The 26,837-nt window shown below is 44.1% G+C and carries 26 protein-coding genes; 21 read left to right on the top strand and 5 right to left on the bottom strand.

Annotated elements, in window-relative coordinates; translation table 11 throughout:
• Nucleotide 1: 1 nt before the first annotated feature.
• Nucleotides 2-2,068, top strand: coding sequence for a glycine--tRNA ligase subunit beta (glyS, locus tag ACOSVQ_RS18240; protein ID WP_491983849.1), 2,067 nt, complete (start codon nt 2-4; stop codon nt 2,066-2,068).
• Between the two features lie 205 nt (nt 2,069-2,273).
• Nucleotides 2,274-3,524, top strand: coding sequence for a valine--pyruvate transaminase (locus tag ACOSVQ_RS18235; protein ID WP_491983848.1), 1,251 nt, complete (start codon nt 2,274-2,276; stop codon nt 3,522-3,524).
• Between the two features lie 40 nt (nt 3,525-3,564).
• Here ACOSVQ_RS18235 and ACOSVQ_RS18230 read toward each other — a convergent pair whose 3' ends face one another.
• Entirely contained in the window at nt 3,565-3,999 is a 435-nt protein-coding gene (locus ACOSVQ_RS18230) for an Hsp20 family protein (RefSeq protein WP_165309918.1), read from the bottom strand.
• 453 nt (nt 4,000-4,452) lie between these two features.
• Between ACOSVQ_RS18230 and ACOSVQ_RS18225 the strand changes: the two genes are divergently transcribed.
• The gene (locus ACOSVQ_RS18225) at nt 4,453-6,030 is read left to right on the top strand and encodes a long-chain-fatty-acid--CoA ligase (RefSeq protein WP_491983847.1); all 1,578 of its coding nucleotides are present in this window, start codon (nt 4,453-4,455) and stop codon (nt 6,028-6,030) included.
• An 86-nt stretch (nt 6,031-6,116) separates the two neighbouring features.
• Here ACOSVQ_RS18225 and gyrB read toward each other — a convergent pair whose 3' ends face one another.
• The 4 genes from gyrB to dnaA form a co-directional block, all read right to left on the bottom strand.
• A complete protein-coding gene (gene gyrB, locus ACOSVQ_RS18220; protein WP_491983846.1) occupies nt 6,117-8,534 on the bottom strand; it encodes a DNA topoisomerase (ATP-hydrolyzing) subunit B in 2,418 nt (805 codons plus the stop codon).
• Nucleotides 8,535-8,553: 19 nt separating this feature from the next.
• Nucleotides 8,554-9,633 (bottom strand): DNA replication/repair protein RecF, encoded by a 1,080-nt coding sequence (recF, locus tag ACOSVQ_RS18215; RefSeq protein ID WP_491983845.1) that lies wholly within the window; start codon nt 9,631-9,633, stop codon nt 8,554-8,556.
• A gap of 20 nt (nt 9,634-9,653) precedes the next feature.
• The gene (gene dnaN / locus ACOSVQ_RS18210; RefSeq protein ID WP_491983844.1) at nt 9,654-10,754 is read right to left on the bottom strand and encodes a DNA polymerase III subunit beta; all 1,101 of its coding nucleotides are present in this window, start codon (nt 10,752-10,754) and stop codon (nt 9,654-9,656) included.
• 75 nt (nt 10,755-10,829) lie between these two features.
• Nucleotides 10,830-12,233, bottom strand: a complete 1,404-nt coding sequence (dnaA, locus tag ACOSVQ_RS18205) for a chromosomal replication initiator protein DnaA (protein ID WP_491983843.1) — start codon at nt 12,231-12,233, stop codon at nt 10,830-10,832.
• A 297-nt stretch (nt 12,234-12,530) separates the two neighbouring features.
• Between dnaA and ACOSVQ_RS18200 the strand changes: the two genes are divergently transcribed.
• The 18 genes from ACOSVQ_RS18200 to atpH all read left to right on the top strand — a co-directional run bounded on the left by ACOSVQ_RS18200 (nt 12,531) and on the right by atpH (nt 26,825).
• Nucleotides 12,531-13,277 carry an amino acid ABC transporter substrate-binding protein gene (locus ACOSVQ_RS18200; protein ID WP_491983842.1) on the top strand — a complete coding sequence of 249 codons (747 nt, stop codon included), beginning with the start codon at nt 12,531-12,533 and terminating at the stop codon, nt 13,275-13,277.
• Nucleotides 13,278-13,348: 71 nt separating this feature from the next.
• Nucleotides 13,349-14,020, top strand: coding sequence for an amino acid ABC transporter permease (locus ACOSVQ_RS18195; RefSeq protein ID WP_491983841.1), 672 nt, complete (start codon nt 13,349-13,351; stop codon nt 14,018-14,020).
• Nucleotides 14,017-14,754 carry an amino acid ABC transporter ATP-binding protein gene (locus tag ACOSVQ_RS18190; protein ID WP_491983840.1) on the top strand — a complete coding sequence of 246 codons (738 nt, stop codon included), beginning with the start codon at nt 14,017-14,019 and terminating at the stop codon, nt 14,752-14,754. The genes ACOSVQ_RS18195 and ACOSVQ_RS18190 overlap by 4 nt, the downstream gene beginning before the upstream one ends.
• 252 nt (nt 14,755-15,006) lie before the next feature.
• Entirely contained in the window at nt 15,007-15,144 is a 138-nt protein-coding gene (rpmH, locus tag ACOSVQ_RS18185; protein ID WP_004728723.1) for a 50S ribosomal protein L34, read from the top strand.
• Nucleotides 15,145-15,190: 46 nt separating this feature from the next.
• The gene (gene rnpA / locus ACOSVQ_RS18180; RefSeq protein ID WP_237292831.1) at nt 15,191-15,514 is read left to right on the top strand and encodes a ribonuclease P protein component; all 324 of its coding nucleotides are present in this window, start codon (nt 15,191-15,193) and stop codon (nt 15,512-15,514) included.
• Entirely contained in the window at nt 15,481-15,738 is a 258-nt protein-coding gene (gene yidD / locus ACOSVQ_RS18175) for a membrane protein insertion efficiency factor YidD (RefSeq protein ID WP_081878773.1), read from the top strand. Before rnpA ends, yidD begins: the two co-directional genes overlap by 34 nt.
• Nucleotides 15,739-15,740: 2 nt before the next feature.
• Entirely contained in the window at nt 15,741-17,363 is a 1,623-nt protein-coding gene (yidC, locus tag ACOSVQ_RS18170; RefSeq protein ID WP_491983839.1) for a membrane protein insertase YidC, read from the top strand.
• A gap of 99 nt (nt 17,364-17,462) precedes the next feature.
• Nucleotides 17,463-18,860, top strand: a complete 1,398-nt coding sequence (gene mnmE, locus ACOSVQ_RS18165; protein WP_491983838.1) for a tRNA uridine-5-carboxymethylaminomethyl(34) synthesis GTPase MnmE — start codon at nt 17,463-17,465, stop codon at nt 18,858-18,860.
• A 28-nt stretch (nt 18,861-18,888) separates the two neighbouring features.
• Complete coding sequence (mioC, locus tag ACOSVQ_RS18160) at nt 18,889-19,323, top strand: FMN-binding protein MioC (protein WP_491983837.1); 435 nt, start codon at nt 18,889-18,891, stop codon at nt 19,321-19,323.
• A 478-nt stretch (nt 19,324-19,801) separates the two neighbouring features.
• Nucleotides 19,802-21,697: a tRNA uridine-5-carboxymethylaminomethyl(34) synthesis enzyme MnmG gene (gene mnmG / locus ACOSVQ_RS18155; RefSeq protein ID WP_491983836.1), complete on the top strand. Its 1,896-nt coding sequence runs from the start codon at nt 19,802-19,804 to the stop codon at nt 21,695-21,697.
• Nucleotides 21,697-22,326 (top strand): 16S rRNA (guanine(527)-N(7))-methyltransferase RsmG, encoded by a 630-nt coding sequence (gene rsmG, locus ACOSVQ_RS18150; protein ID WP_491983835.1) that lies wholly within the window; start codon nt 21,697-21,699, stop codon nt 22,324-22,326. Before mnmG ends, rsmG begins: the two co-directional genes overlap by 1 nt.
• Nucleotides 22,327-22,340: 14 nt before the next feature.
• Nucleotides 22,341-23,114, top strand: a complete 774-nt coding sequence (locus ACOSVQ_RS18145; RefSeq protein ID WP_491983834.1) for a ParA family protein — start codon at nt 22,341-22,343, stop codon at nt 23,112-23,114.
• Nucleotides 23,115-23,138: 24 nt separating this feature from the next.
• The gene (locus tag ACOSVQ_RS18140; protein ID WP_491983833.1) at nt 23,139-24,023 is read left to right on the top strand and encodes a ParB/RepB/Spo0J family partition protein; all 885 of its coding nucleotides are present in this window, start codon (nt 23,139-23,141) and stop codon (nt 24,021-24,023) included.
• Nucleotides 24,024-24,212: 189 nt separating this feature from the next.
• On the top strand, nt 24,213-24,602 hold the full coding sequence (locus ACOSVQ_RS18135) for a F0F1 ATP synthase subunit I (RefSeq protein WP_491983832.1): 390 nt from the start codon (nt 24,213-24,215) through the stop codon (nt 24,600-24,602).
• Between the two features lie 8 nt (nt 24,603-24,610).
• The gene (atpB, locus tag ACOSVQ_RS18130) at nt 24,611-25,423 is read left to right on the top strand and encodes a F0F1 ATP synthase subunit A (protein ID WP_491983831.1); all 813 of its coding nucleotides are present in this window, start codon (nt 24,611-24,613) and stop codon (nt 25,421-25,423) included.
• Between the two features lie 53 nt (nt 25,424-25,476).
• Nucleotides 25,477-25,731, top strand: coding sequence for a F0F1 ATP synthase subunit C (gene atpE / locus ACOSVQ_RS18125; RefSeq protein ID WP_002540812.1), 255 nt, complete (start codon nt 25,477-25,479; stop codon nt 25,729-25,731).
• Nucleotides 25,732-25,806: 75 nt separating this feature from the next.
• Nucleotides 25,807-26,277 (top strand): F0F1 ATP synthase subunit B, encoded by a 471-nt coding sequence (atpF, locus tag ACOSVQ_RS18120; protein ID WP_102942786.1) that lies wholly within the window; start codon nt 25,807-25,809, stop codon nt 26,275-26,277.
• A gap of 14 nt (nt 26,278-26,291) precedes the next feature.
• Nucleotides 26,292-26,825, top strand: coding sequence for a F0F1 ATP synthase subunit delta (gene atpH, locus ACOSVQ_RS18115; protein ID WP_491983830.1), 534 nt, complete (start codon nt 26,292-26,294; stop codon nt 26,823-26,825).
• The last annotated feature ends 12 nt before the right edge of the window (nt 26,826-26,837 follow it).

Genomic DNA, 26,837 nt, shown 5'->3' with positions numbered 1-26,837 from the left:
GATGGCAAAAGAATTTCTAATTGAACTCGGTACTGAAGAGTTACCACCAAAGCAACTTCGCACATTAGCGGAAGCATTTGCTGCAAACTTTGAAGCGGAATTGAAAGCCGCTGACCTTGCTCATGAAGGTATCAAATGGTTTGCAACACCACGTCGTTTAGCACTTAAAGTCACCAACCTTTCTGAAGGTCAGGCTGACAAAGTGGTTGAAAAGCGTGGTCCTGCGGTTGCAGTAGCTTTTGATGCAGACGGTAAACCAACCAAAGCTGCTGAAGGCTGGGCTCGTGGTAACGGCATCACTGTTGAACAAGCAGATCGCCTAAAGACAGACCAAGGCGAATGGCTGCTTTACAAACAAGAAGTGAAAGGCCAAGAAGCAAAAGCGGTTGTTGTTGAACTGGCAGCAAAAGCACTGGCTAACTTACCTATCGCGAAACCAATGCGTTGGGGTGATAAAGAAACTCAATTTATCCGTCCGGTAAAAACACTGACTATCCTGTTCGGTGAGGAGCTTATCGAAGGCGAAATCCTTGGTGTAAGTTCTTCTCGTACTATCCGTGGTCACCGTTTCATGGGCGAAGCAGAATTCACTATCGATTCTGCATCTCAATACCCAGCGATTCTAGAAGAGCGCGGAAAAGTCATCGCTGACTACGATGCTCGTAAAGCAACCATCATTGCTGATGCACAGAAAGCAGCACTACAAGTTGGCGGCGTTGCAGACCTAGAAGATGACCTAGTTGAAGAAGTAACTTCTCTGGTTGAATGGCCTGTTGTGCTTACTGCTAAGTTTGAAGAAAAGTTCCTCAAAGTACCTTCAGAAGCTTTGGTTTACACCATGAAAGGCGACCAGAAGTACTTCCCTGTTTATGACGCAGATAAGAAACTGCTACCTAACTTTATCTTCGTATCAAACATCGAGTCTAAAGAGCCTCGCCATGTTATCGAAGGTAACGAGAAAGTAGTTCGTCCACGTCTTGCTGATGCAGAGTTCTTCTTCAACACAGACCGCAAGAGCAAACTGGTTGATCGTCTACCTCAACTTGAAACGGCAATCTTCCAGCAACAACTGGGCACAATCAAAGACAAAACAGACCGTATTACTGAACTTGCAGGCTACATTGCTGAACAAATCGGTGCGGATGTTGAGAAGTCAAAACGCGCAGGCTTGCTAGCAAAATGTGACCTAATGACATCAATGGTATTCGAGTTTACCGATACTCAAGGTGTTATGGGCATGCACTACGCACGTCATGATGGTGAAGCTGAAGAAGTTGCAGTAGCCCTTAACGAGCAATACATGCCTCGTTTTGCTGGCGACAACTTGCCAACCAACGGTGTGTCAGCAGCGGTTGCTATGGCTGATAAACTAGACACTATCGTAGGTATCTTCGGTATTGGCCAAGCACCAAAAGGCAGTGACCCATTTGCACTACGCCGCGCATCTCTAGGTGTACTGCGCATCATCGTCGAATACGGCTACAACCTAGATTTAGTAGACTTAGTCGCGAAAGCGAAATCACTGTTTGGTGATCGTTTAACTAACGAAAGCGTTGAGCAAGACGTAATTGAATTTATGCTAGGTCGTTTCCGCGCATGGTACCAAGATGAAGGTTTCAGCGTAGACATCATCCAAGCGGTACTAGCTCGTCGCCCAACCAAACCAGCAGACTTTGACCAACGAGTTAAAGCGGTTTCTCACTTCCGTGAGTTGGATGCAGCAGAATCACTTGCAGCAGCAAACAAACGCGTGGGTAACATTCTAGCGAAATTCGAAGGCGAACTGCCAGCTGAGATCGAACTGTCTCTTCTTCAGGAAGATGCAGAGAAAGCTCTGGCTGAAAACGTTGAAGTACTAACAGAAGCGCTAGAACCGGCGTTTGCAACAGGCAACTACCAACAAGCACTGAGCCAACTTGCTGCGCTGCGTGAGCCAGTAGACGCGTTCTTTGATAACGTAATGGTAATGGCAGAAGACGAAGCGCTGAAGAAAAACCGCTTAACTCTGCTTAACAACCTACGTAACTTGTTCCTGCAAATTGCGGATATTTCACTGCTACAAAAGTGATATAACGTTTCAGTTTGACTAGCTCAAACTACAAAGAGCGGCTAACTCATCGGAGTTGAGCCGCTTTTTTTATATATCGATACTTTGCCCCTAAATAGTGCTTTGCCTCACAAAAACATTGCGGTATGTTCAGGAGCTACTCTAAACGGCTGAGAATCTATCCGCCGACAATACTCCAAATAAACACAACCCCAGGTAGTCAGTAATGCAGTTTTCAACTTTTGGCGAGAAATTTAATCGATATTCAGGTATCACCCAATTAATGGATGATCTTAATGATGGTCTACGCACTCCGGGTGCCATCATGCTTGGTGGAGGTAACCCTGCCGCCATCCCAGAAATGCTCGATTATTTCCGACTGACAACCGAAGAAATGCTAGCTGATGGCTCGTTACTGGCGGGAATGACCAACTACGATGGTCCTCAAGGTAAAGATGTCTTCATCAGCGCGTTAGCCAAATTGCTACGTGATACTTACGGCTGGGACATTTCAGAAAAGAACATCAGCTTAACCAACGGCAGCCAAAGTGGTTTTTTCTACCTGTTCAACCTGTTTGCCGGTAAACAACCAGATGGCAGCTTTAAGAAGATTTTATTGCCTCTAGCACCTGAATACATTGGTTATGGTGATGCGGGTATCGACGAAGATATTTTCGTTTCTTACCACCCAGAAATCGAACTGCTGGACAACGGTCTATTCAAATACCACGTGGATTTTGAGCAACTAAAAATCGACGATTCCGTTGCAGCTATCTGCGCCTCTCGCCCAACCAACCCTACGGGGAATGTGTTAACAGAGGAAGAGATCCACAAACTCGACCAATTGGCTCGTGAAAACAATATCCCACTGCTGGTGGATAACGCTTATGGCGTACCATTTCCAAACATCATCTTTGAAGATGTAGAACCGTTCTGGAATGAGAACACCATTCTCTGCATGAGTTTATCGAAACTCGGACTTCCGGGTGTTCGCTGCGGCATCGTGATTGCCAACGAACAAGTCACTGAAGCACTGAGCAATATGAACGGCATCATTAGCTTAGCACCAGGGAGCGTTGGCCCTGCTCTGGCTCATCGCATCATTGAAAAGAACGACTTGCTACGTTTGAGTGAAGAGGTGATTAAGCCTTTCTATAAACAAAAATCACAGCGTGCAGTAGAGCTTCTACAACAAGCTATCGATGATGAACGTTTCCGCATTCACAAACCGGAAGGCGCTATATTCTTATGGCTGTGGTTTGATGAACTGCCAATTACTACTATGGAACTTTATAAACGTTTGAAAGAACGCGGAGTTCTGATCGTTCCGGGTGAATATTTCTTTATTGGTCAGAAGGAAGATTGGGCTCATGCTCATCAGTGCCTACGCATGAACTATGTTCAAGATGATGAAGCGATGCAAAAAGGTATCGCAGTCATCGCTGAAGAAGTTAAGAAGGCGTATCAGGAAGCATAAAACAGACACAAAAAAGCCCGCTTTCGCGGGCTCTTTCATATTAATTCTCTAGTAAGTGCTTGCCGTTAATGGCTATCTTTCTTGGTTGCATCACTTCTGGAATTTCACGTTCCAAATCGATATGTAGCAAACCATTCTCCATATTGGCACCAATCACTTTTACGTAGTCCGCTAATTGGAACTTACGCTCGAAATCACGCTCGGCAATACCTTGATAAACGTATTTTTTTTCTTCTGCTGCTTTACGTTCACCGCGTACGATTAAGGTGTTTTCTTGTTGAGTGATATCTAGCTCTTCGTCAGCAAATCCAGCTACCGCCATCGTAATGCGGAACTTGTTCTCTTCTTGCTGCTCGATGTTGTATGGAGGGAAACCGCCTTGGCTATTTTTCGCTGCGTTCGCTTCCATCATGTTTAGAAGACGATCAAAACCAATTGCGTTACGGTATAGAGGAGTAAAATCTACAGTTCTCATAATAAGTATCCTTCTGTGAAGCAATATTTAAAAACAATCATTGATGAAGCGAACTCTCCTTTAGGACGAGTCAGTGGAAACCCACCAGCTGCGGCATTTCCTGCTTCGTAAATAGATATAAGGTCTGTTTTATCTCTTTCAAGCCTAGGGTAAAAAATTTTTTGTATTGCCCAAAAGCAGCCTATATGGCACCTGATTGCATAAAAAATGATAAAAGTATCAGGAGTCTTGGAGGCCTATCACAAATTAACACCAATCCGCACAATATACCGTTCAGAGTTCTAGCCAAATAAAATCGGTGGGTTAGACTCGAACATGTTAATGCAATGTTAAAACCATAAGGACAATTGATTGTCCCATCCCTACGTATTGAACCATCCTAGATGACGCTACTTTCCATCACACAAATACACCTGCCTAGTAGCTGTCACGTAATAAAGGAACTGATAGAACATGATCAACGACGCTTACCATTATCAAAATAAATTCAATAACGTCGCGCAATTACTGGAAGATGGATTTTCCCGTTTTGACGAAAAACCGGCTTTTCACTGCTTAGGTCAATCCTTAAGCTATGCCGAAATAGAGCAGAAATCTCGTTATCTTGCTCAGTGGTTTCAACATCAATGTGGTTTGAAGGCTGGTGATCGCATCGCCATTCAACTTCCCAACCTGACTCAATATCCGATTGTTACCTACGCCGCTTTTCGCGCAGGTCTGGTTATTGTCAATACTAACCCGCTCTACACCTCAAGAGAGATGAAGCATCAGTTCAATGATTCCGGCGCTCGAGTTCTGGTCATTCTGGAAGATTTAATGCCTAAATATCAGGCTATTGAAGATGAACTGTGCATAGAGAAAGTTCTGATCACCGCCGCACCCGATCTACTTACAGGTAAACAACAAGATCGTGGCGACTATTTTGATTTCAACTCAGTAATCAGTGAAGGTGAACACCTGCCACCAGTATTTGAAAATAACGCACAGATTAACGATATTGCGGTTATCCAATACACTGGCGGTACAACAGGCGTATCAAAAGGAGCCTGTTTAACTCACGGTAACTTGATGGCAAACGCCTCACAAATGAACATTCGAATCATCCAACGAACTGAATCTGAGGGCGAGAATTTTGTCTGCCCGCTACCCCTGTATCACATCTATGCCTTTACCGTGAACCTGATCAGCCTGTTCAGCTTAGGGGTGCAAAATATCCTGATCCCAAATCCAAGAGATATTGATGGTTTCATTCAAACCCTCAAAAGCGTTCGTTTCTCTGGTTTTTCAGGCATTAACACGCTGTTTATGGGGCTTTGCCAACATCCTGAGTTCCAGTCGTTGGATTTCAGTCAGCTTAAAATTACCTTCTCTGGTGGCTCTATGCTGACCAGCAAAGCGTACAACACTTGGCTTGAAATCACCGGCTGTACGATTACCGAAGGTTGGGGGTTATCAGAAACCTCGCCAGTCATTACCTTAAATGAGTTCGACAAAGAGCAAGTTGGATGTGTGGGGACACCTCTTCACGCAACAGAAGTACAGGTATGGGATATTAATGATAAACCTTTGGCACAAGGTCAAATTGGTGAGCTGGTGGTGAAAGGACCACAAGTGATGTTGGAATACTGGCAACGCCCCGACGAAACAGCAAACTCGATCATCAATGGTTTCTTCAAGACTGGCGACGTGGGCTTAATTAAAAGTGACGGCCATGTCCAAATTGTCGACCGCTTAAAAGATATGATTATCGTCTCTGGCTTCAATGTGTATCCAAATGAAGTGGAAGATATTTTGTGTAGCCACCAGCATATTACTGAAGCAGCAGTAGTCGGCGACCATGATGAAAAAACGGGTGAAATGGTGCATGCGCATATCGCAACCCTAGAACCATTAGACGAAGGGGATATTATCCACTTCTGCCGACAGCATCTGACTAACTATAAAGTGCCAAAGCGCATCACTTTCCATCAGCAATTGCCAAAATCTGCGGTTGGCAAAGTACTGCGCCGCGAGTTACGCAATACTCAATAACTAGTGAGTGAAACAGCAAAACTGCGAGCACAAAAAAGCGCACTCTAAAGTGCGCCTTTTGTTACTTTGACTAACTCGTGCGTGAATTACACGTCTAGGTTAGCTACTTTCAGAGCGTTGTTCTCGATGAACGCACGACGAGGTTCAACTTGGTCACCCATCAATGTGGTAAACAATTCATCCGCGCCCACAGCATCTTCGATAGTAACTTGCATCATACGACGAGTTTCTGGGTCCATAGTGGTTTCCCAAAGCTGATCTGGGTTCATCTCACCAAGACCTTTGTATCGTTGTAGAGAAAGACCACGACGAGACTCTTTGATTAGCCAATCCAGCGCAGAAGCAAAACTGTCTACAGGCTGTGTACGCTCACCACGTTTGATAAATGCACCGCTTTCAATTAAGCCATGCAGTGCTTCAGACGTATCAGCTAGCTTGCCATACTCTCTAGAGTTCAGCAGATCGACACTGATTAAGTATTCGTAAGTCACACCATGAGTACGAACCACCAATTTCGGTGCATAAACGCTTTGCTCAGCGTTTTGCTCAACTTGGTAGCTGTATTGGCTAGCACCAGACTCTTTCGCGTTTAGTTGATCAACCAACACTTTAGTCCATGCATCCACAGCCGCTTGGTCTTTACACTGTTCTGCCGTTAGGCGAGGAACATACATGAACTCTTGAACCATAGCGTATGGGTAACGACGGCTCATACGACCAACAAGTTTAACTGCCGCATTGTACTGATGTACAAGTTGCTCAAGAGGAGCACCTGCTAATGCAGGAGCATCAGCGTTAACATGCAGTTCTGCACCATCCAAAGCCAAAGAAACTTGGTATTGCTCCATAGCATCTTCATCTTTGATGTACTGCTCTTGTTTACCTTTCTTCACTTTGTAAAGTGGTGGCTGAGCAATATAAATATAACCACGCTCAATCAACTCAGGCATTTGACGGTAGAAGAAGGTCAACAGTAGCGTACGAATGTGCGAACCGTCGACGTCAGCATCGGTCATGATGATGATGTTGTGGTAGCGCAGTTTGTCTGGGTTGTACTCATCGCGACCGATACCACAACCGAGTGCAGTGATCAGTGTTGCCACTTCCTGAGAAGAAAGCATTTTGTCAAAACGTGCTTTTTCAACGTTTAGAATCTTACCTTTCAGAGGAAGAATCGCTTGGTTCTTACGGTTACGTCCCTGCTTGGCTGATCCGCCAGCAGAGTCCCCTTCCACTATGTATAGTTCAGACAGTGCAGGGTCTTTTTCCTGACAGTCAGCAAGTTTACCCGGAAGACCTGCAAGGTCTAACGCACCTTTACGACGTGTCATTTCACGAGCTTTACGCGCCGCTTCACGTGCACGAGCCGCATCGATGATTTTGCTACACACCATCTTCGCTTCAGAAGGATGCTCAGCAAGGAACTCATTCAGTTTCTCACCCATTGCAGACTCAACCGCAGATTTCACTTCAGATGAAACCAGCTTGTCTTTAGTTTGGCTTGAGAATTTTGGATCTGGAACTTTTACAGAAACAACCGCTGTCAACCCTTCACGAGCATCGTCACCAGACGTCGCTGTTTTGGCTTTCTTGCTGTAGCCTTCTTTGTCCATATAAGTATTTAGTGTACGAGTTAACGCTGCACGGAAACCTGCTAAGTGAGTACCACCATCGCGCTGTGGGATGTTGTTGGTAAAGCAGTAAATACCTTCTTGGAAACCATCGTTCCATTGCATTGCAACTTCAACGCTAATGCCGTCTTCACGCTCTGAGTTAAAGTGGAAAACTTTCTCGTGAATTGGTGTCTTGTTACGGTTTAGGTGAGTTACAAACGCCTGAATACCACCTTCATACATGAAGTGGTCTTTCTTATCTTCTTCACGATCATCAATCAGTTTGATTGATACACCAGAGTTCAAGAATGAAAGTTCGCGTAGACGCTTAGCGAGAATATCGTAGTGGAATTCGATATTGGTAAACGTGTCAGCACTTGGCCAAAAACGCACTGTAGTACCGGTTTTTTCAGTATCACCAATCACACTGAGTGGCGCTTGAGGTACACCGTGGTGATAAGTTTGAGTATGAACGTGACCACCGCGGTAAATCGTCAGAACCACTTTTTCAGATAGCGCGTTTACTACCGACACACCTACGCCGTGCAGACCGCCTGATACTTTATAAGAGTTATCATCGAACTTACCACCAGCGTGCAGTACCGTCATGATAACTTCAGCTGCAGAAACTTTCTCTTCTGGGTGAAGCTCTGTTGGGATACCACGGCCGTCATCGCTAACCGATACTGAGTTATCTTCGTGAATAGTAACGATGATGTCTTTACAGTGACCTGCTAACGCTTCATCTATTGAGTTATCCACCACCTCAAAAACCATGTGGTGTAGACCGGTGCCATCATCAGTGTCCCCGATGTACATACCTGGACGTTTACGTACTGCGTCCAGACCCTTTAGTACCTTAATACTCGATGAATCGTAGTTATTCGACATGAGTTACTCTCTGACTAAATTATCCTTGCTCTATTGTGCCATGTTCCACATGAAACATCTTGCTGTTTGGCTCGACCATGTCGGCAACTTGGCTTTGCGTAATAGAACTTACAAAAACTTGAGCCTGCGTCGCCTTCAAGCAGTCTGCAAGACGCTTACGACGCTGGCTATCGAGTTCGGAAGCAAAGTCATCTATTAAGTAGATGCATTGTTTCCCGGTCAACTCAGTTAAGTGTTGGCCCTGTGCGACACGTAGTGCACACACCATTAATTTCAGTTGCCCCCGTGAAAGCACATCTTCCACCGGAGTACCGTTAACTTTTATCTTCAAATCCGCTTTGTTTGGTCCACTAAAGGTGTAACCAAGCTGTTGATCTCGTTCGAAGTTCTTTTCCAGTATCTGCTGGTATGGGGTGTCTTTGTCCCAACCGCGGTAGTACTTTACCGCAATATCGAACTCCGGTAAAAACGTGCGGCATAATTCTTCGGCAACGACTTTCATTTGTTCGACGTAAGTACGGCGCCATTGGTCAATATGTCCAGCCAACAAGGCCAATTCCTGATCCCAATAACTCAACTCACGGTAGCTTGTCGCCGTTTTGAGTAATGCATTACGCTGTTTACTTAAACGCTTAAATCTTCCCCATGCATCATAAAAAGCTGGTTCAGAATGAAACACACCCCAATCGATGAATGATCGGCGCTGTTTCGGTCCATCCGTCAATAAATCAAAGCCTTCCGGATGAATCAACTGCAACGGTAAAACTTGTGCCAACTGCGCCAATTTTTGACCCGATTGGCCGCCTATTTTAACCTCAGTTGAACCGTCACGCTGCTTATTAATGCCGATAGGTAACTCAAATTGATCCGAAGTCAAAAAACGCCCATGAACAAAGAGTTCAGAGCACTCATTTTGAATCACTCTCCCGGTGAGCGAACTTTTGAAAGAGCGACCATGCCCAAGCAGATAAATCGCTTCCAAGACACTGGTTTTGCCACTTCCATTGACACCAATAAGAAAGTTAAAGCCTGATGATAAAGAAATATCACAGGCTTTAATATTACGAAATTGCTGAATAACCAGACGCGTTAGCGGCATAGCGCGAACTTAACTCTGAGTTACAGACGAATTGGCATCACAACATACATCGCGCTGTCATCTTCTGCATTCTCCACCAGTGCACTGGCGTTAGCATCTGACATCGAGATACGTACGTTATCACAACGAAGGGTATTCAACACATCTAGGATGTAGCTTACGTTGAAGCCGATCTCAATCGCTTCACCTTCGAAGTTCACATCCAAAACTTCCTCTGCTTCTTCCTGCTCTGGGTTATTCGCCGTAATACGCATTTCATTGTCAGCCAAATTCACACGTACACCGCGGAATTTTTCATTCGACAAAATAGCAGCACGTGAAAAACACTGACGTAATTCATCACAGTTAGCAAGCAAAACTTTGTTGGTACTTTGTGGCATTACGCGGCGATAATCAGGGAAACGACCATCAACCAGTTTAGATGTGAAGACAAAGTTGTTCACATCTGCACGCAAGTTTGAACTGCCGATTTGTAGTACTACCGATTGCTCAGGGGCATCCAGCAGCTTGACTAATTCCAGTACACCTTTACGTGGCAATATGATTTGCTTATGCGCAAAATCAGCGCCAAGTTCAGTTTGAGAAACTGCCATACGGTGACCGTCTGTTGCCACTGAACGCAGTGTGCTGCCATCAATTTCAAACAGCATACCGTTTAGGTAGTAACGCACGTCTTGGTTTGCCATCGAAAACTGAGTTTTCTCAATCAGACCACGTAACTCACCTTGTGTCAGTGACACTTCCACTTCGCTTTGCCAATCTTCGATATTAGGGAAATCATTGGCTGGTAAGGTTGCAAGTGAGAAACGGCTACGACCAGAACGTACTTGAATACGATCACCTTCTAAAACAACGGTAATCACAGCTGAATCTGGCAGACCACGGCAGATATCAAGAAATTTACGAGCTGGAACAGTAATACTGCCTGCTTCAAAATCACCTTCCAACGTGACACGACTGATCAGTTCTACTTCCAAATCCGTTGCCGTCATCGACAATTGATTATCTTCAACTTTAATCAGCAAGTTACCTAAAATAGGCAGTGACGCACGGCCACCTAAAGTGCCCGATACTTGTTGTAGAGGTTTAATGAAGTGGCTACGTTCGATAGTAAATTTCATAGTGTGCTCTTAAACGATAGACGGATAAACGACGCAAATCAGCGCAAGCTCAAATCAGCGAAAACTATAGCGCAATTATGAAGAAAGCGTACGAATCAAGTTTGAGTAGTCTTCTTTTATGTCGTGGCTCTCTTCGCGCAGTTGCTCGATTTTACGACATGCATGAAGCACAGTGGTATGGTCACGGCCACCGAAAGCATCACCAATTTCTGGCAAACTGTGGTTAGTCAGCTCTTTGGCTAGAGCCATCGCTAACTGGCGTGGACGCGCTACCGAACGTGAACGACGTTTTGACAGTAGATCCGCCATTTTAATTTTGTAGTATTCTGCGACTGTCTTTTGAATGTTATCAATCGTTACCAGCTTCTCTTGTAGAGCCAGTAAGTCACGCAGTGCTTCACGTACAAAATCAATAGTAATTGGACGACCGGTAAAGTTCGCATTGGCGATGACACGGTTTAGCGCACCTTCCAACTCGCGAACGTTTGAACGCAGACGTTTTGCAATAAAGAATGCCACTTCATCAGGTAGATGAATTTGGTGGTCTTCCGCTTTTTTCATCAAGATAGCCACACGAGTTTCTAGCTCTGGCGGCTCAATTGCAACGGTTAAGCCCCAACCGAAACGAGATTTTAGGCGGTCTTCTACCCCATTGATCTCTTTTGGATAACGGTCAGAGGTTAGGATGATTTGCTGATTACCTTCCAACAACGCGTTGAAGGTATGGAAGAACTCTTCTTGAGAGCGCTCTTTATTGGCAAAGAATTGAATATCATCGATCAATAACGCGTCAACGCTACGGTAGTAACGTTTAAATTCTTCAATCGCGTTATTTTGCAGTGCTTTAACCATGTCCTGAACGAAACGTTCTGAGTGCATGTAAACCACTTTCGCATTCGGTTTGTTATCTACAATGGCGTTACCCACAGCATGAAGCAAGTGAGTTTTACCTAAACCCGTGCCACCGTATAAGAATAGTGGGTTATACGCAGCTCCAGGGTTATCAGCCACTTGACGAGCCGCCGCCAAACCTAACTGGTTCGATTTACCTTCAACGAAGTTATTAAACTTATGCTTAGGGTTAACGTTCGAGCGATAAGTAATGTCCGCTTCGACAGACTCATCATCCCACGTTTTATGGACAGGACGACGCTGTGCCAACTGTGCAGGAGCCGATGACTCAGCCGCGACATCAGCAGCAGAACGAGCTGGAGCCGGTTTTACTGCAGCAACAGGCTTACTGCCAACTTCAAAACGTAGACTTGGTACGTCATTGCCACAGTACTCTTTCAACAATAAGTTGATGTTATTGATGTACTTATCGCGAACCCAATCAAGCACGAAGCGGTTCGGAGCAAACAAAGTGAGAGTATTATCATTGAGCTCCGCCTGTAGCGGACGAACCCACATGCTGAATTCTGCTGCTGGTAATTCTTCTTGAAGCTGTTGCAAGCATTGCAACCAAAGCGAAGATGACACGGTGCTCTCACTCTAATACGATGATCGATAAAGGTTGGTAATTCTACCTGTTGATAACTAAGATCGCCAGCAATTGATCGATGATCCAGTGAATAAGATCAAAGTTATTCACAATATTTCCTTCTCGATTGTAGAGATCTACATAAACATCCCCATTTTTACCCACATATCCCAGAAAATTAGTAAGTTATCCCAAATTAAGAATTTATTATGGTTATTGTTAATAACATAAGGTTATTTGTTCTGAACTGACATTTGCCAGTAACATTCCGCCCTATATTCATTAGGAGTTAGAAAATGAAAAACTGGATTAAACTAGCAGTGGCAGCACTTGCTCTAGCCGCTTCTACAGCTCAAGCTACAACAGATATTAAAGTAGGCATGTCTGGCCGTTATTTCCCATTCACATTTGTTAAACAAGACCAACTGCAAGGTTTTGAAGTGGATGTATGGAATGAAATTGCTAAACGCAACGATTACAAAGTGGAGTTTGTGACTTCAAACTTCTCTGGTCTATTTGGTCTTCTAGAGACAGGTCGTATCGATACTATCTCTAACCAAATCACTATTACTGACGCTCGCAAAGCAAAATACCTTTTTGCAGACCCGTACGTAATCGATGGTGCACAAATTGCCGTTCGTAAAGGTAATGACAGCATCAATGGCATCGAAGACTTAGCTGGTAAAACAGTTGCAGTAAACCTAGGTTCTAACTTTGAACAACTGCTACGCGACTACGATAAAGACGGCAAAATCAACATCAAGACTTACGACACGGGTATTGAACACGATGTGGCTCTAGGTCGCGCTGACGCATTCGTAATGGACCGTCTATCTGTTCTAGAAACTATCGAGAAAACAGGTCTTCCTCTACAGTTAGCGGGTAAACCTTTCGAAACAATCGAAAATGCTTGGCCATTCCTGAACAACGAGAAAGGTCAAAAACTACAAGCTGAAGTTAACCAAGCACTTGCAGCAATCCGCGCAGACGGTACGCTAAGCACAATCTCAAACAAGTGGTTTGGCACTGATATTACTAACTAATCAGCTAAACTGTACTTACTGAGAGGTGGGATTGTATGATCCCGCCTTTTGTTGTCTTTAAGGGGAAGTAAATGGGTTTTGACTTTCAATACATGCTGGATCTGATGCCGATACTGCTGAAGTATCTTGGCACGACTATGGAAATGGCGACGTGGGGAATGTTTTTCTCTCTGATTCTTTCTGTCATCTTAGCCAATATTCGAGTATTTAAAGTTCCTGTATTGGATCAGCTTAGTCAGCTCTACATTAGCTTCTTCCGTGGTACACCACTGCTAGTTCAGCTTTTCCTTCTTTATTATGGCTTACCACAAATATTCCCTATCTTAGTGGGCATAGATGCGTTTAGTGCAGCCGTTATTGGTATCACATTGCATTTTGCCGCCTACATGGCAGAGAGTATTCGAGCAGCCATTATTGGTATTGATCGTAGCCAGATGGAAGCAAGCCTTTCTGTAGGCATGACCACCAGCCAAGCTATGCGCCGCATTATTTTGCCGCAAGCAACACGTGTGGCTTTACCATCTCTGATGAACTATTTCATCGACATGATCAAATCGACTTCCCTCGCCTTTACACTAGGCGTAGCCGAAATCATGGCGAAAGCTCAGATGGAAGCATCATCCAGTTTCCGCTTCTTTGAAGCTTTCCTCGCTGTGGCTTTGATTTATTGGGGTGTTGTGGTGGTTCTGACACGCGTACAAATTTGGGCTGAAAACAAACTCAACAAGGCGTATGTAAGATGATCAAACTGACTAACATTCACAAACGCTTTGGCAATAGTGAAGTACTTAAAGGTATCGATCTCTCTATTAATAAAGGAGAGATCATTGTCATCATCGGTTCAAGCGGCACAGGAAAATCAACTCTTCTGCGCTGCGTAAATTTCCTAGAGCAAGCTGACCAAGGCATCATCAACATTGATGATGTCACTGTTGATTGCCAAAACCATACAAAAGCGGAAGTGTTAGCGCTAAGACGTAAAACCGGCTTTGTATTCCAGAACTACGCTTTGTTCTCGCATATGACAGCAAGACAGAACATCGCTGAAGGTTTAATTACAGTAAAAGGCTGGAAGAAAAGCGAAGCTTTAGCTCGAGCGCAGCAAATTCTTGATGATATAGGCCTTGGTGACAAAGGAGACAGCTACCCTTCTGCGCTATCTGGCGGACAACAGCAACGAGTGGGTATTGGCCGAGCAATGGCACTTCAGCCCGAATTATTACTGTTTGATGAGCCAACTTCCGCACTCGATCCTGAATGGGTAGGCGAAGTTCTTGCGCTGATGAAGAAACTCGCCACGCAGCATCAAACAATGTTAGTGGTTACTCACGAGATGCAGTTTGCCAGAGAAGTAGCGGACAGAGTGATCTTCATGGCTGAGGGCAATATAGTCGAACAAGGTTCTCCACAGGATATTTTTGGTAATCCACAGGATCCTCGTTTAAAGAAATTCTTAAATATGGTTGGGATCGACTAAGGATCCTTGAGATTTTATCGAGACTCCGTATAATCGCCCGACCGGAAAAACCGAAGCCTCGTTTTCTTATTAATTTGAGAAATTGAACAGGACTTCGGCAAACCCAATCATTGACACCTTTTGTGACAGTGATTACAATTCCGCCTCTTTGTTGAGAGGCGTCGGATAGTCCTTTCTTTATATAAAGAGAAGACACAAGGCCCACGCCGGGTTTAACAAACCTAAAAACTACTGATCAGTAAGGTATTTACAATGAGCAAACGCACTTTTCAACCTACAGTTCTAAAGCGCAAACGTACTCACGGTTTCCGTGCTCGTATGGCGACAGCGAACGGTCGTAAAGTAATTAATGCACGTCGTGCAAAAGGCCGTAAGCGCCTTTCAAAATAATCCTTAAATTATTTTGAGTACGTACGCATTCAATCGGGAGTTACGCTTGTTAACTCCCGAGCATTATAAAAACGTCTTTCAGCAAGCTCATCGAGCTGGCTCTCCTCATTTCACAATCATTGCCCGCAACAATAATCTTTCTCACCCTCGTTTAGGTTTAGCTGTTCCAAAAAAACAAATTAAAACTGCCGTTGGTCGTAACCGCTTTAAGCGTTTATCTAGAGAAAGTTTTCGTCTTCAACAACACAAACTTCCAAACAAAGATTTTGTTGTAATAGCGAAAAATAGCGCGCAGTATTTGAGCAATGAAGAACTATTTACTTTGTTCGAAAAGTTATGGCAACGCCTATCTCGCCCTTCACGTGGATAGCCATTGGTTTAGTAAAACTTTACCAATGGACTATTAGTCCGCTTATCGGCCCTCGCTGCCGGTTTACTCCAACCTGTTCGTCATATGCTATAGAAGCACTGAGAGTTCACGGTTTTGTAAAAGGGTGTTGGTTATCTGGCAAACGTCTATTAAAATGCCACCCTTTGAATGAAGGCGGGTTTGACCCCGTTCCACCGATCCAAAAACACGACAGAGATAATTAACGATGGATTCTCAACGTAATATCCTGTTAATCGCTTTGGCTCTGGTTTCTTTTTTACTCTTCCAACAATGGCAAGTAGCTAAGAATCCAGCTCCGCAAGTGGTTGAACAGGCTCAATCAGGCAATACAGTACCTGCACCATCATTTGCAGATGAGTTTGACCCAGCACCACCTCAAACTAATGCTGTTGCAAAAACGATTACCGTTACTTCAGATGTACTAACTCTGTCTATTGACACAGTTGGCGGTGATGTCGTTTCTGCAAAACTAAACCAGTATGCAGAAGAACTGGATTCAGAGACTCCATTCCAACTACTTAAAAATGAGCAAGGCCATCAGTTTATTGCTCAAAGTGGCTTAATAGGTCCTCAAGGCATCGACCTAAGCAGCACTACTCGTCCTAATTATCACGTTGATGCTGACAGCTTCACGCTTGCAGACGGTCAAGACGAACTTCGTGTTCCAATGACGTATTCAGCAAACGGTATTGACTACACTAAGACTTTCATCATCAAACGCGACAGCTATGCAATTGATGTTGAATTCAACGTTGTAAACCACTCTGGTAACAACGCAACTATGGGTATGTACGCGCACCTACGTCAAAATCTACAAGATTCTGGTGGTAGCTTAGCAATGCCAACTTACCGTGGCGGCGCATACTCAAGTGAAGATACTCGTTACAAAAAGTACAGCTTCGACGATATGCAAGATCGTAACCTGTCTATCAACCTACCAAACGGTACTGGTTGGGCAGCGATGATCCAACACTACTTCGCAACAGCGTGGATTCCACGTAATGAAGCAGGTACTAACATCTACTCACGTATTATCGGTAACTTAGGTGATATCGGTATTCGTATGCCAAACAAAACGTTGGCTGATGGTACTCAAGAAACCTTCAAATCAACACTATGGGTTGGTCCAAAACTTCAAGACGAAATGGCAGCCGTTGCTCCAAGTCTTGACCTAGTAGTTGACTACGGTTGGTTATGGTTCATTGCAAAACCTCTACACTCACTGCTTTCGTTCATTCAAGGCATCGTAGTGAACTGGGGTTTAGCAATCATGTGTCTAACGTTTATCGTTCGTGGTGCTATGTACCCGCTAACGAAAGCACAATACACATCAATGGCGAAAATGCGCATGCTGCAACCTAAACTGCAAGCAATGCGTGAGCGTATTGGCGATGACCGTCAACGCATGAGCCAAGAGATGATGGAACTGTACAAAAAAGAGAAAGTGAACCCACTTGGTGGCTGTTTACCAATCTTCCTACAGATGCCAATTTTCATCTCGCTATACTGGGCACTAATGGAATCTGTTGAGCTACGTCATTCACCATTCTTTGGTTGGATTCATGACTTGTCTGCTCAAGACCCATACTACATCCTACCTATTCTAATGGGTGCAAGTATGTTCATGATCCAGAAGATGAGCCCAACGACAGTTACTGATCCGATGCAACAAAAGATCATGACTTTCATGCCAGTAATGTTCACATTCTTCTTCCTGTTCTTCCCTTCAGGTCTGGTTCTTTACTGGTTGGTATCGAACATCGTGACTCTGATTCAGCAGACTTTGATTTACAAAGCGCTGGAGAAGAAAGGCTTACACTCCAAGTAAGTAATCAATGATGAATTGCAAAGGCGGCCAAAAGGTCGCCTTTTTGTTTGTTGCTGATTACAATAACGCTAATTCTTATGTATTTAGGTAACAACCGTTATGACGACTGATACCACTGTTTTCCAAAGTAGCCTTGCTTATCAAGATACTATTGTTGCTCAAGCAACAGCTCCTGGACGAGGCGGAGTCGGCATTATCCGTGTCTCAGGCCCACTTGCGGCTAAAGTAGCTCTAGAAGTAACAGGACGCACACTAAAACCACGCTACGCGGAATACTTGCCATTTAAAGATGATGATGGTCTTGAACTTGACCAAGGCATTGCTCTGTACTTCCCTAACCCACACTCATTTACCGGTGAAGATGTATTAGAACTGCAAGGTCACGGTGGCCCTGTTGTGATGGATATGCTGATCAAACGTATTTTGAAAATTTCCGGAGTTCGCCCAGCACGACCAGGTGAGTTTTCAGAACGAGCATTCCTCAATGACAAAATGGATTTAACCCAAGCAGAGGCAATTGCAGACTTAATCGATGCCAGTTCTGAGCAAGCAGCAAAGTCTGCTCTTCAATCGCTGCAAGGCCAGTTCTCACAACGAATTAATACGCTGGTGGAATCACTGATCCACCTTCGCATCTATGTCGAAGCAGCCATTGATTTCCCAGAAGAAGAAATTGATTTCTTGGCCGATGGTAAGGTAGCAGCCGATCTGCAATCTATCATCGACAACTTAAATGCTGTTCGTAAAGAAGCCAATCAAGGCTCTATTTTGCGTGAAGGCATGAAAGTGGTGATTGCTGGTCGTCCAAATGCTGGTAAATCGAGCCTGTTGAATGCGTTATCCGGAAAGGAATCGGCGATAGTTACCGACATAGCAGGTACCACTCGTGACGTTCTGCGCGAACATATCCATATCGATGGTATGCCACTACACATCATCGATACAGCAGGTCTTCGTGACGCTTCTGATGAAGTTGAAAAGATTGGTATCGAACGCGCTTGGGATGAAATAAAACAAGCTGACCGTGTGCTTTTCATGGTCGATGGAACAACAACAGACGCAACTAACCCAGAAGATATTTGGCCAGATTTTGTTGATCGTCTGCCAAGCAATATGGGAATGACGGTGATTCGTAATAAAGTGGATCAAACTGGCGAAACTCTGGGCATTTGCCATGTGAGTACGCCAACCTTGATTCGCCTTTCAGCAAAAACCGGTGAAGGTGTAGAAGCACTTCGCACACACTTAAAAGAGTGCATGGGCTTCTCTGGCAACCAAGAAGGCGGCTTTATGGCGCGTCGTCGCCACCTAGATGCCCTAGAACGAGCGGCAGAGCACTTAGACATAGGCCAGCAACAACTTGAAGGTTACATGGCGGGAGAAATCCTAGCAGAAGAGTTGCGTATTACTCAGCAACACTTAAATGAAATTACGGGTGAATTCAGCTCTGACGATCTTTTGGGCCGAATCTTCTCATCTTTCTGTATCGGTAAATAAACGGTATTAGTAAATAAAGCGGAGCGCTATGATCCATATAATTACAGGCAGTACCCTTGGTGGTGCGGAATACGTGGGTGATCATCTGAGTGACTTGCTCCAAGAGCAGTCATTGGAAACAACGATTCATAATCAGCCAGAATTTGAAGATATCCCAGCTGAAGGAACATGGTTAATCATCACTTCAACTCATGGAGCTGGTGATTATCCTGATAATATTCAGCCTTTTATCGCTGCATTACAAAATACTCCACCAAAAACCGGCAACTTAAAATTTGCTGTCATTGGGATTGGGGATTCAAGCTACGATACATTCTGCGCTGCAGGTAAACATGCGTATGCATTGCTTGAAGATATTGGTGCAACACCCGTATCAGAGTGCTTTACCATCGATATTCAAGAACATCCTGTTCCAGAAGACGCAGCCGAAGAGTGGTTAAAAAGCATCATCCACCAGCTTTAAATCAGTAACTAAACTATAGAATAAGCAGCGGCAACGCTGCTTTTTTTACACCCCAATGAAACTGACACTATACTTTTTATCAAATATTGATGCTAATTAGACCAATTAGATTGTGGATAACTATACATTTATCCGGTGATCAACCTATAGTTATCCAAATAATAACTTTGATCAGTTTTAGGTGTTGTGTATAAGTGTACTTTTTGATCCCAGCTAATACGCAATTAGATCGTGTGTAGATCACAAGTTCTGATCCGTTAAAGATCCATGATCTTATTGATCATTTTTCACTTATCCACAGAGATCGTCGATCCTAATAGTAAGAACAATAAAAGATCTCTATATAAAGATCTTATATATATTTAGTTATTCGTAGTGACAGGAAAATATAGAAAAGCGATTTTCTAGACTTAGGAAAGAAGGTAGAATACGCCTCTTTTGTTTAACTCTTAATCTCATTGAATACCTGAGGTCGTTCATGCTTTATCACGAAACATTTGACGTCATTGTGGTTGGTGGCGGTCACGCAGGAACGGAAGCCGCTCTCGCAGCCGCACGTACAGGACAACGTACGTTACTTCTAACGCACAATATTGACACGCTAGGACAGATGTCTTGTAACCCAGCGATTGGTGGCATTGGTAAAGGCCACTTAGTTAAAGAAGTAGATGCAATGGGTGGTTTAATGGCTCAAGCTATTGACCATGCGGGTATTCAGTTCAGAACACTGAATGCTTCTAAAGGCCCTGCAGTACGTGCAACACGCGCACAAGCTGACCGAGCTCTATACAAAGCTTATGTTCGCAGCACACTAGAAAACACACCAAATTTGACCCTTTTCCAACAAGCGGCAGATGATCTTATTGTTGAAAACGATCAAGTTCAGGGTGTAGTTACTCAAATGGGCGTTAAATTCCGCTCTAAATCGGTGGTATTGACAGTTGGTACCTTCTTAGGAGGAAAGATCCATATTGGTATGGAAAACTTCTCTGGGGGCCGCGCAGGCGATCCACCATCGATCGCGCTTGCCGATCGACTACGCGAATTACCGTTCCGTGTTGATCGCCTGAAAACAGGTACACCACCACGTATTGATGCAAACAGTGTCGATTTTTCTGTGCTTGAAGTTCAGCACGGTGATAATCCAACACCTGTTTTCTCATTCATGGGTAAGCGCGAACAACATCCGCGTCAAATTCCGTGTTACATCACACACACCAATGAGCAAACTCACGATGTGATTCGTTCGAATCTCGATCGCAGCCCAATGTATGCTGGCGTGATTGAAGGGATTGGTCCACGCTACTGCCCATCTATCGAAGATAAGGTGATGCGTTTTGCTGATAAAAACAGCCACCAGATCTTTATTGAACCAGAAGGTTTGAATACGACGGAACTCTATCCGAACGGTATTTCCACCAGCTTGCCATTTGACGTACAAGTTAAGATTGTGCGTTCAATGAAAGGTTTTGAGAACGCGCATATTGTGCGTCCTGGTTATGCTATCGAGTACGATTTCTTTGACCCTCGTGATTTGAAACAGACTTACGAGACGAAATTTATCCAAGGCCTGTTCTTTGCTGGCCAAATTAACGGTACAACGGGTTACGAAGAAGCTGCTGCACAAGGTTTGATGGCAGGTTTGAACGCAAGTTTGTACAGCCAAGGCAAAGAAGGTTGGAGCCCACGTCGCGATCAAGCCTATATGGGCGTGTTGATCGATGATCTATCCACCATGGGTACTAAAGAGCCATACCGCATGTTTACTTCGCGTGCTGAATACCGTTTGTTGCTGCGTGAAGATAACGCTGATCTTCGTTTAACGGAAAAAGCGCGTGAACTTGGTCTTGTTTGTGATGAGCGTTGGGCTCGTTTCAATCAGAAGATCGACAATATGGAAAAAGAACGTCAACGCCTAAAAGAGACTTGGATGAACCCTAACTCAAAAGGTATTGATGCTCTAAACGCACTTTTGAAAACACCAATGTCACGTGAAGCGAGTGGTGAAGATCTACTACGTCGTCCAGAGATGGATTACGATTCACTGGTGTCTTTGCCTGAATTTGGTCCTGCGCTTGAAGATGCAGAAGCGGCTGAACAAGTTGAAATTCAAGTGAAATACGAAGGTTATATCGATCGCCAAAAAGATGAGATCGAGAAATCTTTACGCCATGAAAACACTAAATTGCCTGCAGATCTTGATTACAAGCAAGTAAAAGGTCTATCGAACGAGGTAGTCTTGAAGCTCAACGCAGCTAAGCCTGAAACGGTTGGTATTGCGTCACGTATATCTGGTATTACTCCTGCTGCAATCTCAATCTTGTTAGTTCACTTGAAAAAACAAGGTATGTTGAAAAAAGGAGAGGCGGCTTAATGGATTTGCGCGCGAAACTCGATTCGTTAATCGCCAAAACAGATTTAGATGTATCTGATAAGCAACGTGAGCAACTGCTGGGTTATGTTGGACTGCTGAACAAGTGGAATAAAGCGTATAATCTTACATCCGTAAGGGACCCTGCGGATATGTTAGTGAAACATATCCTTGATAGCATTGTGGTGAGCCCTTACCTTGACGGTGAGCGCTTCATTGATGTTGGAACGGGGCCTGGATTACCAGGTATCCCTCTGGCAATCATGAACCCTGACAAGAGCTTTGTCTTGTTGGATAGCTTGGGTAAACGTATTCGCTTCATCAAGCAAGTCCTACATGAACTTGGTATCGCAAACGTAACGCCTGTACAGAGTCGTGTTGAAGAATACGACCCTGAAGGTGGATTTGATGCTGTCTTAAGTCGCGCTTTCGCTTCGATGTCAGATATGGTTGAGTGGTGTCAACACTTACCGCGCGCCAATTCTGGTGTGTTTTTTGCCCTCAAAGGACAACTGCCACAGGAAGAGATCGATCTGTTACCTGAGTGGTGTTCTGTGACCGATGTCAAAGCTTTGAAAGTTCCAGAGTTAGAAGGCGAGCGTCATCTTGTAATCTTATCCCGTAAGGGATAACAGCGAGGCATACCGTGGGTAAAATCGTAGCGATCGCCAACCAGAAAGGTGGCGTAGGAAAAACAACAACTTGTGTTAATTTAGCAGCCTCTATGGCGGCAACTAAACGTAAAGTTCTGGTGATAGATCTTGACCCTCAAGGGAACGCCACTATGGCAAGTGGTGTAGACAAATACCAAGTCGACGCTACGGTTTACGAGTTTTTGGTGGAAGAAGCACCATTTGAAGAAGTGGTATGCCGCAACACTGCTGGACATTATGACTTGGTCGCAGCCAATGGTGATGTGACTGCTGCAGAAATCAAATTGATGGAAGTTTTCGCTCGCGAAGTCCGTCTTAAGAACGCTTTAGCGGCAGTTCGTGATAACTATGATTTCATCTTTATTGATTGTCCTCCTTCTTTAAACCTCCTTACAATCAACGCGATGGCAGCTGCAGACTCTGTGTTAGTGCCAATGCAATGTGAGTATTTCGCATTAGAAGGTTTAACCGCGTTAATGGACACCATTAGCAAACTTGCTGCGGTTGTGAACGATAAATTGAAAATTGAAGGCTTGCTTCGCACTATGTACGACCCTCGTAATAGATTGGCGAACGAAGTCTCTGATCAGTTGAAAAAGCACTTTGGTAACAAAGTCTATCGTACTGTTATTCCTCGTAATGTCCGTCTCGCTGAAGCTCCAAGTCATGGCAAACCTGCTATGTACTATGACAAGTATTCCGCAGGCTCTAAAGCTTATTTAGCTTTAGCTGGAGAAATGCTTCGTCGCGAAGAAGTTATCGCCTAACACAGATTAAAGGAATTCGTTTACATGTCGTCTAAACGTGGTTTAGGAAAAGGATTGGATGCTCTACTGGCAACCAGTTCACTTGCTCGTGAAAAGCAACAAGTCGCATCGCACAGCCAAGAGATGTCTTCGGACGGTGAATTACAAGATATTGCGATTACCAGCTTAAGACCGGGTATTTATCAACCCCGTAAAGATATGTCTCCTGAAGCTTTGGAAGAGCTGTCTGCATCCATCCAATCTCAAGGTATTATTCAACCTATTGTTGTGCGCCCTGTTAATACAGGTGGCTACGAGATTATTGCAGGCGAACGTCGTTGGAGAGCAGCTAAGCAAGCGGGTTTGAAACAAGTCCCTTGTTTGATCAAATCTGTGGAAGATCGAGCAGCGATCGCAATGGCTTTGATCGAGAATATCCAACGTGAAGATCTTAATGCGATCGAAGAAGCTCAAGCTTTAGAACGTTTACAAGACGAATTTAAACTCACTCATCAACAAGTTGCAGATGTGATTGGTAAGTCACGCACCACTGTGAGTAACTTATTACGCCTTAATCAACTCTCTGAGTCGGTAAAGCGATTGGTGGAAACTAAACAACTTGAAATGGGGCATGCGCGTGCGTTGTTAATGCTCCAAGGTGAGCAGCAAGAAGAGATTGCAGAGCGTATTGCTAAGAAACAATTAACGGTTCGTCAGACAGAGCAATTAGTTAAAAAATGTCTCTCAGACGTATCTGAAGAAAAAAATGTGGTTGAAGACGTAGAAGTTCAACAAATGTCACAAAAACTAAGTGAAAACTTAGGGGCAAAAGTGTCAATTGTGCGTTCCAAAAATGGTAAATCTAAGGTGACGATTAGCCTTGATGAACCCCAGAAACTAGAGCAATTGGTTGCAAAGCTACAAGCCTAGGTGACATAATCGCGCTGCGTCACATTTTTAAGAAAAAAGAATTTTGTGTGAAAAATGTTGGTTAGCATACAAAAATGTAACATAAGATTGTATTTACGTTGCATTACTTTTGCGCCTTCGTATAATTTTCGCCAATTTCTCAACACCAAGTTTTTTCAGTGTTGAGAATGTAACTAGAGGTACGAATACATGGTAGCTGCGTTGGCTAGGCCAGGACGAGAGCTTGCAAAGCAATTGTTAATGATCCAGTTTGGCGCGGTTATGGTTGTGGCAGCAGGGATGGCGATTGCTGTAAATGCTGATTGGGGAATTTCAGCGCTGATTGGGGGAGGCATTTGTGTCTTTGCCAATGCGGTTTTTGCGCTGTGTGCTTTTATGTTTAGTGGAGCTCGCGCTGCAAAGCGTATCGCGGTCTCTTTCTACACTGGTGAAGCTCTTAAAATCCTCATTACAGTAGTTTTATTCTCTGTCGCTTACATGTATATGCAGGTGGAACTTGTTCCCCTGAAACTAACCTATTTGCTGGCTCTAGGTATTAATATCTGTGCGCCAGTGCTATTCATTAACAACAAAAAATAGGATGAGTTATGGCTGCGCATGGTGAAGCGCTAACATCGTCCGGATACATTGAACACCACTTGACTAACCTTTCTCTTTACAAGTTAGGTCTAGTTGAAGCGGAAACAAGTTTCTGGAACGTACATATCGATAGCCTGTTTTTTTCTTTGTTTACTGGATTGATTTTCCTTTGGATTTTCCGTTCTGTAGCGAAGAAGGCGACAGCGGGTGTACCAGGCAAGCTACAGTGTTTTGTTGAAATAGTGGTTGAATTTGTCGATACCAACGTCAAAGACACCTTCCATGGACGCAATCCACTAATAGCACCGTTGGCACTGACTATCTTTTGTTGGGTATTGCTAATGAACATCATGGACTTAGTGCCAATTGATTTCTTGCCGTATCCAGCACAGCATTGGCTAGGTATCCCTTACTTGAAAGTGGTTCCTTCTGCTGATGTGAACATCACCATGGCTATGGCACTAGGCGTATTTGCTTTAATGATTTACTACAGCATTAAAGTGAAAGGTCTGGGTGGTTTTGCGAAAGAATTAGCATTACATCCATTTAATCACCCTGTGATGATTCCGTTTAACCTACTAATTGAAGTGGTGTCGCTACTAGCTAAACCTCTATCACTTGGTATGCGTCTATTCGGTAACATGTTCGCAGGTGAGGTTGTATTTATTCTTATCGCAGCAATGCTACCATGGTGGCTACAATGGATGGGTTCACTACCGTGGGCAATTTTCCATATTCTGGTAATTCTGATTCAATCTTTCGTGTTCATGATGTTGACTATCGTTTATCTGTCAATGGCACACGAAGATAGTGATCATTAATATATAGCTTTTATTTGGGCACAATTAGCCAACAACTATAATTGGAGATAGTAATGGAAACTTTACTGAGCTTTTCTGCAATCGCCGTAGGTATCATCGTCGGTCTTGCTTCTCTTGGTACAGCGATTGGTTTCGCACTTCTAGGTGGTAAATTCCTTGAAGGTGCAGCTCGTCAACCAGAAATGGCTCCTATGCTACAAGTTAAGATGTTCATCATCGCGGGTCTACTGGATGCGGTTCCAATGATCGGTATCGTAATCGCACTTCTATTTACATTCGCGAACCCATTCGTTGGTCAATTAGGTTAATCACGTTTTTCCAGCGGCAAGCCTGTATAGGTTTGCCATTGATTAATACTAAGTCCATATAGAGGGGTAGCTGTTGTGAATATGAACGCAACTCTGCTAGGTCAAGCACTGTCTTTCGCACTATTTGTGTGGTTCTGCATGAAGTATGTATGGCCACCAATTATGCAAGCGATTGAAGAGCGTCAGAAGAAAATTGCTGATGGTCTACAAGCCGCTGAGCGTGCAAAAAAAGATTTAGATCTAGCACAAGCCAACGCTTCAGATTCTTTGAAAGAAGCGAAGCGCACAGCAACAGAGGTCATCGAGCAAGCGAATAAACGCAAAGCTCAGATTCTAGATGAAGCTCGCGAGGAAGCTCAGGCAGAACGCCAGAAAATCCTAGCTCAAGCAGCATCAGAAGTTGAAGCTGAACGTAATCGTGCCCGCGATGAGCTGCGCAAACAAGTTGCAACTCTGGCAATTGCTGGTGCTGAGAAAATTCTTGAGCGTTCTATCGATAAAGATGCGCACAAAGATATTCTCGACAACATTACTGCAAAACTTTAAGTCTGGGGGCGCGAATGTCTGATTTGACTACTATTGCTCGCCCCTACGCTAAAGCAGCTTTTGACTTTGCGGTAGAAAAGCAACAACTGACTCAATGGAGTGAGATGTTAGCTTTCGCTGCCGAAGTTACAAATAACGAGCAAATGAATGAACTGTTAACCAGTTCTGCTTCTGCTGAGAAACTTGCAGAAATTTTTATCGCAATTTGTGGCGAACAGTTTGATGAATTCGGTCAGAACCTAATTAAGGTGATGGCTGAGAATGGCCGTTTACGTGCTATTCCTGATGTTTTTGAGCAATTCGTTGCTCTTAAGAAAGAGTATGAGAAGAAAATCGACGTAGAAGTAATTTCTGCAACTGAGCTTTCTGAACAACAACTTTCAGATATCGGAAGCAAACTGGAGCAGCGTCTAGAACGTAAAGTTCAGCTGAATTGCAGTGTAGATGAGACCTTACTTGGTGGGGTCGTAATTCGAGCCGGAGATCTTGTCATCGATAACTCAGCGCGTGGTCGTTTGAACCGCCTGAGCGATGCCTTGCAATCTTGATGGGGATTGGAG

It is taken from the genome of Vibrio sp. HM8-C (assembly GCF_058630515.1).
The sequence above is the reverse complement of the archived record's forward strand: the minus strand, read 5'-3'. Positions and strand labels throughout refer to the sequence as shown.

Excerpts from the sequence above, each read along its gene's own strand:
- ACOSVQ_RS18225 (WP_491983847.1), top strand. The coding sequence starts at position 4,453 with ATGATCAACGACGCTTACCATTATCAAAATAAATTCAATAACGTCGCG.
- atpB (WP_491983831.1), top strand. The coding sequence starts at position 24,611 with ATGGCTGCGCATGGTGAAGCGCTAACATCGTCCGGATACATTGAACAC.
- dnaN (WP_491983844.1), bottom strand. The coding sequence starts at position 10,754 with ATGAAATTTACTATCGAACGTAGCCACTTCATTAAACCTCTACAACAA.
- ACOSVQ_RS18140 (WP_491983833.1), top strand. The coding sequence starts at position 23,139 with ATGTCGTCTAAACGTGGTTTAGGAAAAGGATTGGATGCTCTACTGGCA.
- yidC (WP_491983839.1), top strand. The coding sequence starts at position 15,741 with ATGGATTCTCAACGTAATATCCTGTTAATCGCTTTGGCTCTGGTTTCT.
- ACOSVQ_RS18235 (WP_491983848.1), top strand. The coding sequence starts at position 2,274 with ATGCAGTTTTCAACTTTTGGCGAGAAATTTAATCGATATTCAGGTATC.
- yidD (WP_081878773.1), top strand. The coding sequence starts at position 15,481 with ATGGCAACGCCTATCTCGCCCTTCACGTGGATAGCCATTGGTTTAGTA.
- ACOSVQ_RS18135 (WP_491983832.1), top strand. The coding sequence starts at position 24,213 with ATGGTAGCTGCGTTGGCTAGGCCAGGACGAGAGCTTGCAAAGCAATTG.
- mnmG (WP_491983836.1), top strand. The coding sequence starts at position 19,802 with ATGCTTTATCACGAAACATTTGACGTCATTGTGGTTGGTGGCGGTCAC.
- mioC (WP_491983837.1), top strand. The coding sequence starts at position 18,889 with ATGATCCATATAATTACAGGCAGTACCCTTGGTGGTGCGGAATACGTG.
- ACOSVQ_RS18195 (WP_491983841.1), top strand. The coding sequence starts at position 13,349 with ATGGGTTTTGACTTTCAATACATGCTGGATCTGATGCCGATACTGCTG.
- ACOSVQ_RS18230 (WP_165309918.1), bottom strand. The coding sequence starts at position 3,999 with ATGAGAACTGTAGATTTTACTCCTCTATACCGTAACGCAATTGGTTTT.
- recF (WP_491983845.1), bottom strand. The coding sequence starts at position 9,633 with ATGCCGCTAACGCGTCTGGTTATTCAGCAATTTCGTAATATTAAAGCC.
- rsmG (WP_491983835.1), top strand. The coding sequence starts at position 21,697 with ATGGATTTGCGCGCGAAACTCGATTCGTTAATCGCCAAAACAGATTTA.
- mnmE (WP_491983838.1), top strand. The coding sequence starts at position 17,463 with ATGACGACTGATACCACTGTTTTCCAAAGTAGCCTTGCTTATCAAGAT.
- rpmH (WP_004728723.1), top strand. The coding sequence starts at position 15,007 with ATGAGCAAACGCACTTTTCAACCTACAGTTCTAAAGCGCAAACGTACT.
- atpE (WP_002540812.1), top strand. The coding sequence starts at position 25,477 with ATGGAAACTTTACTGAGCTTTTCTGCAATCGCCGTAGGTATCATCGTC.
- gyrB (WP_491983846.1), bottom strand. The coding sequence starts at position 8,534 with ATGTCGAATAACTACGATTCATCGAGTATTAAGGTACTAAAGGGTCTG.
- ACOSVQ_RS18190 (WP_491983840.1), top strand. The coding sequence starts at position 14,017 with ATGATCAAACTGACTAACATTCACAAACGCTTTGGCAATAGTGAAGTA.
- atpH (WP_491983830.1), top strand. The coding sequence starts at position 26,292 with ATGTCTGATTTGACTACTATTGCTCGCCCCTACGCTAAAGCAGCTTTT.
- glyS (WP_491983849.1), top strand. The coding sequence starts at position 2 with ATGGCAAAAGAATTTCTAATTGAACTCGGTACTGAAGAGTTACCACCA.
- ACOSVQ_RS18200 (WP_491983842.1), top strand. The coding sequence starts at position 12,531 with ATGAAAAACTGGATTAAACTAGCAGTGGCAGCACTTGCTCTAGCCGCT.